Origin of the sequence: Lysobacter concretionis Ko07 = DSM 16239, assembly GCF_000768345.1 — a bacterium.
Taxonomy (GTDB): Bacteria; Pseudomonadota; Gammaproteobacteria; order Xanthomonadales; family Xanthomonadaceae; genus Novilysobacter; species Novilysobacter concretionis.
Genome location: NZ_AVPS01000003.1, coordinates 455,395 through 463,970 on the forward strand (window position 1 = coordinate 455,395; position 8,576 = coordinate 463,970).

Here is an 8,576-nt window from a genome sequence, read left to right on the forward strand (position 1 = left end):
CAATTGTGCGGGCAGTGCCTGCCGGGTATCCCGCTCAGTCGCTCCACGAAATTCGCTTGGTGATCGGGACACCCGGCAGACACCTCCGGAATCTTTCGGTGGCCGAAGGAAAGTCAGAAGCGGAGTCGGCGGTTGGCTCCGGCAATGCGAGGCGCGGGTAGCTTCAAGCACGTTCGGTTGCGCGGGCAGCGCCCGCCGGGCATTCCGCTCAGTCGCTCCACGAAATTCGCTTGGTGATCGGGACGCCCGACAGGCGCCACCGGAATACTTCGGAGGTTGAAGGAAAACCGAAGGCAACGCTGAAAAGTGCCGTCATCCCCGCGAAAGCGGGGACCCAGTGACTTCAGGTCTTTGAAGATCAAAGACTCTGGGTTCCCGCTTTCGCGGGAATGACGGGTTGGAGAGGCTTGATCAGCGTTGCCCTAACCGCACCACGCCAATGAATCGCCGATGCGGCGTCCTGACGGGGTGTTGCGGACAGCAGGCCATGGACGGCCTGCGGCGGTGAGTGCGGGCAGGAAGCCCGCCCGAACCGGGCAGCAAGCACCCCGGCAGGGCGACGCTCCAGCCGAAGCCATTGAAGCCGCTGTTGCTGTTGCTGTTGCTGTTGAACCCGCACTCCGCTTCAAGGTTGCCGATGTCGCCGCCACCAACGAGGGCGACATCGGTGTCGACCTACTCCACCGGCAGGTTCATTTCCTTCAACAGATGCGGTGCCGGGTACACCTTCGCCATCAGCCAGCGCAGGTAGCGGGCGTCGACGTGGATCGCCCGCTTGTAGCGCGGGTCGAACATCCAGCTCGCGCTGACCGCCTCCCAGTTGCTGTCGAAGTTCAGGCCGATCAACTTGCCGTTCGCATCCATCACCGGCGAACCGGAATTGCCGCCGGTGGTGTCCAGGTTGGTCATGAAATTGACCGTCTGCGTGCCCAGAACCGGATCGATGCTGCTGCCGAAATCGCCCTTGGCAATCGCATCGCGCAACGGCTTGGGCGCATCGAACGGCTCCTCGCCGGTGTGCTTCTCCACGATCCCCTGCACCGTCGTCAGCGGCGTGTAATGCACGCCGTCGCGCGGGGCCAGCGAGCTGACCTTGCCGTAGCTCACGCGCAGGGTGGAGTTGGCATCCGGGTACACCGCCTGCCCCTGCGACTCGCGGTAGCTGATCAGCGCGCGCATGTAGGCCGGGCGCAGGCGCAGCAGTTCGCCGTCCTGTTCCTTGTCGGCGTCTTCGATGCGCAGCGCCGCGGGCAGCAGCGTCGCCGCGGCCTGCATCAGCGGGTCGGTCGACGCTTCCAGTTCGGCCGGCGCGGCAGCCAGCAGGCGCAGCCGCTCGGCTTCCGCGCCCAACCCGGTGCCGGCATACAGCGCGTCCAGCGTCGCCGTCGCCTGGGCGGCGTCCGTGCCGAACACCGCATCCAGTTCGGCGATGCGTTGCGTTGCCGGCAACTGGCGGTAGCGCGCCAGCAACCCGGCCAGCACGGCCTTCTCCACGGCCGGGTCGTAACGGCGCTGCACCTGCTTCAACGACGCCTCGATCAAGGCCTCGTCGCGTTGCTGGTAACCGCTTTCGCGCTGCGCATCCGGCTTGCCGCGCTCGATGGCCAGGCGCTGCAGCTGCATCGCGCTCTTCAGCAATTGGGTCTGGCTGCGCATGGTGGCGAACAGCTGGTCGCGCTCGCGGGTCGCGTGCGACTGGGCGATCACCGCCTGGACGGCGTCGATGTCGCGCCGGGTGTCGGCCGCGTCAGGCTGTTTCGACAGCCATGCCAGCATCGCCGCCTCGTCCCGCTGGCGAACCCCCACCGCATCGCTGCGACGCAGGCCGTCCAGTTCACCCTGGGCGCGCTTGAGGTTGTTCTTCAGGCTCGCGACCTGCGAGGCGTACAGCACGTCGGCCTCGGCATTGCCCGCCGTGGCGCGGGCGATGGTCTCCAGCAGCGAGCCGAACAGGTCGACACGCGCCGGCAACTGGGTCCCGACCTGGTCGGCGAACTCCGCCGCCGTGCGGTGACGGAAGGTGCGGCCCGGGTAGCCGGCCAGCATTGCGAAATCGCCTTCGGCGACCGGATCGGTGGACACCTCCAGGAAGGCCTTCGGCTGGTAGGGCACGTTGTCGGTCGCGAACGCGGCCGGCTTGCCGTCCTTGTCGACATAGGCGCGATAGAACGCGAAGTCGCCGCTGTGGCGCGGCCACATGAAGTTGTCGATCTCGCCGCCGTAGCCGCCGATCGACTCCGGCGGCGCGTATACCAGCCGGATGTCCTTCAGCTCCAACTGCTTGATCAGGTAGAAGTCGGTGCCGTAGTACATGTTGGCGACGCTGCAGCGGACGCCGGCTTCCTGCTCGCATTCGGCCACCGCCGCCTTGCTGGCGGCATCGACGGCCTCGTAATACGCACGGCCGGTCTTGCCGCGCGCATCACCCAGGATGCGGTCGGTGATGCGGTCGAACGCGGTGGTCACCAGCACCCGTGCGGCCGGCCCGGCGGAGACTTCCTGCGCGCGCGTGTCGGCGATGAAGCCGTTGGCCAGCAGGTTGTCCTTCGCGGTGGAATTGAGCTGGATCGCGCCGTACGCGCAGTGGTGGTTGGTGACCACCAGGCCTTCAGGCGAGACGAAACTCGCCGTGCAGCCGCCCAGCGACACCACCGCGCTCATCGGTGGGCGGGTCAGGTCGGCCAGCGCGGCCGGATCGCCCCGGTAGCCCGCCGCCGCCAGTTGTTCCGCGATCTGCGGCAGTTGCGAGGGCATCCACATGCCCTCGTCGGCCTTGGCGCCGAACGCCAGTCCGGCAGCGGACGCCAGCAACGCAATGCGCAGGGCCATGGTCAAACCTCCGTTGTGCTCAGTCATGTGGCAGCCCCATCTCCTGCAGCAGGCGTTCGGCGTGGTCGACCTCGTCCATCACCCAGCGCATGTAGCGGGTGTCGACGTGGATCGAGCGGGTCAGTTCCGGGTTGAAGATCCAGCCGGCGTTGAGGCTTTCGTAGTTGCCATCGAACAGCAGGCCGACCAGTTCACCCTTGGCGTTCAGCGTCGGCGAACCGGAGTTGCCGCCGGTGGTGTCGACATCGCTGAGGAAGTTCACCGGCACGTCGCCCAGCGAGTCCATCCGGTACTGCGCACCCTCGCCGGCGACGATTGCGTCCATCTCCGCCTTGGGCGTGATGAAGGGCTCGACGCCGGTGGTCTTGGCGACGATGCCGGCCAGCGTGGTGAACGGCGTCATCCGCACGCCGTCGCGCGGCGAATAGCCATTGACGGTGCCGAAGGTGATCCGCAGCGAGCTGTTGGCGTCCGGATAGACCGGCTTGCCCTGCGCCTTGTTGAAATCGATCATCGCCTGCATGTACTGCGGCCGCAGTGCGGAGATCCGCCCGCTGCGCGCTTCGTTGTCCGCCTGCTGGCGCAGGATCACCGGCATCATCGCCACCGCGAACGCCAATGCGCTGTCGTCGGCGGACTGGATCGCCGCCTGGTCGGCCTCCAGCCACTGCAGCCGTTTGGCGGCCTCGCCCAGTTGGGTGCCGGCGTACAGCGCATCCAGACGTGCGTCCAGGTCCGCGATGACCGTGTCCTGCGGGCCGATGCCGAGCCAGGCATCCAGCTCCGGCACGCGCTCGGCGGCCGGCACCTGGCTGGCGTAACGCTGCAGGCGCAGCGCCATCAATGCCTGGTCGACCCTGGCGTCGTAACGCTTGTCGAAGGCCTCCATCGCCCCCTTGATGCGCGGGGCGTCGCGGTCCTGGTAGCCGACCTCGCGCTCCGCATCCGGCTTCGCCTGCTCGATCGCATGGCGGTACAGCCGCACCGCGGTACCGGCCAGCCCGCCGTTGACCACGTTGCCGAACCACAGGTCGCGCTCGCGGGTGACGCGGTCGGCGGCCAGCTCGCGCTCGAGCTCGGTGATCGCGGCGGTGGCCGCCTTGCCCTGCGCACCACGACCGGCCAGCCAGGCCTTCAGCTCGTCCTCGCGGGCGCGCTTCATGCCGACCGGGTCGCTCATCCGGGCAAAGCCGTCGAGGTTGCCCTGGTACAGCTTGAGCACGTTGTTGTAGCCGGCCACGGTGGAGGCGTACTTGAGCTCGGCGGCCTTGTCCTGGGCCGTGGTGCGCGCGATCGTCTCCAGCGAGTCGCGGAAATACTTCACCATCACCGGGTAGCGCCAGTCGATGGCTTCCTTCACCTCGTCGGGCAGGCGATAGCGGTTGGTCGAACCCGGGTAGCCGGTGACCATCACGTAGTCGCCTTCGACCAGCGGCTCCTGCGACACCGTCAGCCAGCTCGCGGGCTGGAAGGGCACGTTGTCCTTCGCGTACGCCGCCGGCTTGCCGTCCTTGCCGACGTAGGCGCGGTAGAACGCGAAGTCGCCGGTATGGCGCGGCCATTCGAAGTTGTCCTCGTCGCCACCGAACTTGCCGATCGCGTCCGATGGCGCATACACCAGCCGCACGTCGCGGATCTCCAGCTGCCGGATCAACGAGAACTGCAGGCCGCCGTTGAAGTTGTAGACGTTGCAACGCAGCCCGCCGGGCTGCTCGCAGTCGGCCACCAGCGCCTTGCTGCGGGCATCGATCGCGTCATAGCGCGCCTTGCCGTCCAGCGCCGCCAGCCCGTCGGTGATCGCGGGGGTGACGTCGCGGATGTCCTGGGTAACGTAGACGCGGGCGTTCGGCTCGGCCGGCAGCTCGTCGGAAAAGCTGCCCGCGACAAAGCCATTGGCCAGCAGGTCGCGCTGCGGGGTCGAGTTGTACTGGATCGCGCCGTACGCGCAGTGGTGGTTGGTCACCACCAGCCCCTGCGGGGACACGAAGCTGGCGGTGCAGCCACCGAGGCTGATCACCGCGTCCAGCGGCTTGCCGGCCAGGTTCGACAGCGCGGCGGGATCCATCTGCAGGCCGCGCGCCTTGAGCTGCGCGGCAAGCTCGGGCATCTGGCTGGGTTGCCACATGCCCTCATCGGCACAGGCAGCGGTGGACACGAGCGCGGCGATCAACGCCACGGGCAGGATTCGAAGGTTCACGGTGGCCCCGGTATGCATGGTCGAATCCCCGACCATAGGCAAACGGTTGCGCGGTCGGCAACCGCCAACGGTCATGGCCGGGCGTCAACACGGCGCGGCGGTACAATTGGCGCCTCATTCGCCCGTCCCCACCAGGCTCGAAATGTCCGATACCACCGCGCAAAAATCCCCCTCGTCGATTCCGCAGACCATGAAGGCGCTGGTCAAGCGCGAAGCTGCCAAGGGCATCTGGATGGAGGAAGTGCCGGTCCCGGAAGCCGGTGCGAACGAGGTGCTGATCAAGCTGGAGAAGACCGCGATCTGCGGCACCGACCTGCACATCTACCTGTGGGACGAGTGGAGCCAGCGCACGATCAAGCCCGGCCTGGTCATCGGCCACGAGTTCGTCGGTCGGATCGCCCAGATCGGCCCCGGCGTGACCGGCTACACCGTCGGCCAGCGCGTCTCGGCCGAGGGCCACATCGTCTGCGGCCACTGCCGCAACTGCCGCGGCGGCCGCCAGCACCTGTGTCCGAACACCATCGGCATCGGCGTGAACCGCAACGGCGCATTCGCCGAGTACATCGTGATGCCGGCCACCAACCTGTGGCCGATCCCGGACCAGATCCCCAGCGAGCTGGCCGCGTTCTTCGACCCCTACGGCAACGCCGCGCATTGCGCGCTGGAATTCGACGTCGTCGGTGAGGACGTGCTGATCACCGGCGCCGGTCCGATCGGCATCATCGCCGCCGGCATCTGCAAGCACATCGGCGCGCGCAACGTGGTCGTCACCGACGTCAACGACTACCGCCTCAAGCTGGCCGCCGACATGGGCGCGACCCGGGTGGTCAACGTCGCCAACACCTCGCTCAAGGACGTGATGAAGGACCTCCACATGGAGGGTTTCGACGTCGGCCTTGAGATGAGCGGCAACCCGCGCGCGTTCAACGACATGCTCGACTGCATGTACCACGGCGGCAAGATCGCGATGCTCGGGATCATGCCGCAGGGTGCGGGCGCGGACTGGGACAAGATCATCTTCAAGGGCCTGACCCTGCACGGCATGTACGGCCGGAAGATGTACGAGACCTGGTACAAGATGACCCAGCTGGTGCTGGGCGGCTTCCCGCTGGGCAAGGCCCTGACCCACCAGTTGCCGATCGATGAATTCCAGCAGGGCTTCGACCTGATGGAAGCCGGCCGGTCCGGCAAGATCGTCCTGAGCTGGGTGAGCTGACGCATCTGGCGGATGCCCGGCCGGCATCTGCCGCGTCTGCGAACGCCGGCCCGGGATGGTCGGCCGGACGATCCGAAGCCTGCTCCGTTGCGCCACGGATGGCCGCGACACAATCCATCCCTGCGGCTTCCGCGACCTGTCCCGACGCCCTACACGATTGCCCCCAGCAACGTACGTGCAAGCCCTCCCCTACAAAATGGAGACATGCCATGTCCCTTACCGACCGTTACGCCGACACCCTTGACGAAATCCGCGCCGCCGGCCTGTTCAAGGCCGAACGCATCATCAGCAGCCCGCAGTCCGCCGAGATCACCCTGGACGACGGCAGCAGCGTGCTCAATTTCTGCGCCAACAATTACCTCGGCCTGGCGGACCATCCGGACCTGATCCAGGCCGCCAAGGACGCGCTGGACACCCACGGCTTCGGCATGGCCTCGGTGCGTTTCATCTGTGGCACCCAGGACCTGCACAAGGAGCTGGAGCAGACGATCGCGACCTTCTTCGGCACCGAGGACACCATCCTCTACGCCGCCTGCTTCGACGCCAACGGCGGCCTGTTCGAGCCGTTGCTCGGCCCTGACGATGCCGTCATCTCCGACAGCCTCAACCACGCCTCGATCATTGACGGCGTGCGCCTGTGCAAGGCCCAGCGCTTCCGCTACGCCAACTGCGACATGGCCGATCTGGAAAAGCAGTTGCAGGCCGCCGACGCCGCGGGCTGCAAGACCAAGTTGATCACCACCGACGGCGTGTTCTCGATGGACGGCTTCGTCGCCCCGCTGGACGAGATCTGCGCGCTGGCGGAAAAATACGGCGCGCTGGTACACATCGACGAATGCCACGCGACCGGCTTCCTTGGCGCCACCGGCCGCGGCTCGGCCGAGGTCAAGGGCGTGATGGACAGGATCGACATCTTCACCGGCACCCTGGGCAAGGCCATGGGCGGCGCGGTGGGCGGCTTCACCACGGGGAAAAAGGAAGTCATCGAACTGCTGCGCCAGCGCTCACGGCCGTACCTGTTCTCCAACTCCCTGCCGCCGCACGTGGTCGCCGCCGGCACCAAGGCGTTCGACATGCTGGCCGCCGCGGATGATCTGCGGGAGAAACTGGTCGAGAACACCGACTACTTCCGCAAGAAGATGATTGCCGCCGGTTTCGACATCAAGCCAGGCAACCATCCGATCGTCCCGGTGATGCTGTACGACGCTCCGCTGGCGCAGAAGTTCGCCGAGCGCCTGCTTGAGGAAGGCATCTACGCAATCGGCTTTTTCTTCCCGGTCGTGCCGCAGGGCCAGGCCCGCATCCGTACCCAGATCAGCGCGGCGCATACCCGCGAACACCTGGACCGCGCCATCGACGCCTTCACCCGCATCGGCCATGAACTGGGCGTGCTGAAGGCGTGAGCGATACCGCGGCGTGAGGCCATTGCTTTTGCTTTCGCCACACCAGAACGGCCGCTTGCGCGGCCGTTCTCATTGCTGGAACCGTCGACACTGCGCCCGCGGCGCTATTGGTTACTCGTCATTTTCCGGCGTGGCTGGCTGCGCAGGAATCACGGCCTCACCCTCTGCCACCGGCGCTTCGGCCGCTGCGGGCTTCGGCGCACCCTTCGCCACACGCACACCCTTGGATTCCATCCAGGCGGCAAACGCATCGGCCGTCATGCGCTGGCCGTTCTGGTTCATGTCGAAGCGCCACGGCGTGTTGTCGAACTCGGTCCGCGGCTTGTAGGCCGCCGGATCGGTCGCATCCACGGCCGCCGGAGTGGCGGCTGATTCCGAGCCGGCGACGCCCGGTACGGCCGGCGTCGCCACGGCGCCGGGCACGATGCTCCCGGCAGTAGTCGCCGGCAAGCTCGCCGGCGATGGCGCCGGGACAATGCTGGCGACGTTGCCGCAACTCTCGACCTGAAGCCGGAACAGCACCTGATCCACCGACAGGGACTCGTTCAGTGCCTGCGACAGCACGCCCGTGGGCGCACCGAGCTGGCGGGAGGGCGTGCTGAACTCCGCCGTCACCGGCGCGGTGACGGTCTGCTGGACCGGTATCGCCGGAGCCAGCAGCGCGCCGCATTGGGCCACCTGCGCATGTGCCAAGCCGGCGGAAGTAAACAGCACGAAAGCAATGGCAACGCGCAACATGATCATCTCCTTGGAACCCGTGCCTGGATGCCGGGCCGAGCCACTGGAGTGTAGGCGCGCCCCCGGGATCGGACAACCGGCACGTCCGCATTCAGCCACATCCGCCACAAAAAAGAAGCCCGTCACAAGGCCGGGCTTCTGGTTTACCGCAGCAGCTCCGAGGAGCCGCCTGTCACTCACGTGACACTCAGTT

Annotated in this window: 5 protein-coding genes; 2 read left to right on the forward strand and 3 right to left on the reverse strand. The window is 66.9% G+C overall.

Translation table 11 applies throughout. The annotated features are described in order from the left end of the window. Positions 1-675: 675 nt before the first annotated feature. Together N792_RS04580 and N792_RS04585 are read right to left on the reverse strand one after the other, a co-directional pair. Positions 676-2,829, reverse strand: a complete 2,154-nt coding sequence (locus N792_RS04580; RefSeq protein ID WP_036192875.1) for a S46 family peptidase — start codon at positions 2,827-2,829, stop codon at positions 676-678. 19 nt (positions 2,830-2,848) lie between these two features. After that, on the reverse strand, positions 2,849-5,026 hold the full coding sequence (locus tag N792_RS04585) for a S46 family peptidase (RefSeq protein WP_224743911.1): 2,178 nt from the start codon (positions 5,024-5,026) through the stop codon (positions 2,849-2,851). Between the two features lie 178 nt (positions 5,027-5,204). Between N792_RS04585 and tdh the strand changes: the two genes are divergently transcribed. Both tdh and kbl read left to right on the forward strand, forming a co-directional pair. Continuing rightward, the gene (gene tdh / locus N792_RS04590; RefSeq protein ID WP_191150526.1) at positions 5,205-6,242 is read left to right on the forward strand and encodes an L-threonine 3-dehydrogenase; all 1,038 of its coding nucleotides are present in this window, start codon (positions 5,205-5,207) and stop codon (positions 6,240-6,242) included. Between the two features lie 209 nt (positions 6,243-6,451). Then, positions 6,452-7,645, forward strand: a complete 1,194-nt coding sequence (kbl, locus tag N792_RS04595; protein WP_036192877.1) for a glycine C-acetyltransferase — start codon at positions 6,452-6,454, stop codon at positions 7,643-7,645. 111 nt (positions 7,646-7,756) lie between these two features. On the opposite strand, the gene N792_RS04600 is transcribed toward kbl, so the two are convergent. After that, a partial coding sequence (locus N792_RS04600) for a hypothetical protein (RefSeq protein ID WP_425478839.1) occupies positions 7,757-8,576 on the reverse strand: 820 nt, incomplete at its 5' end.

Coding starts and splice junctions, on each gene's coding strand:
- kbl (WP_036192877.1), top strand. CDS start 6,452: ATGTCCCTTACCGACCGTTACGCCGACACCCTTGACGAAATCCGCGCC.
- N792_RS04580 (WP_036192875.1), bottom strand. CDS start 2,829: ATGGCCCTGCGCATTGCGTTGCTGGCGTCCGCTGCCGGACTGGCGTTC.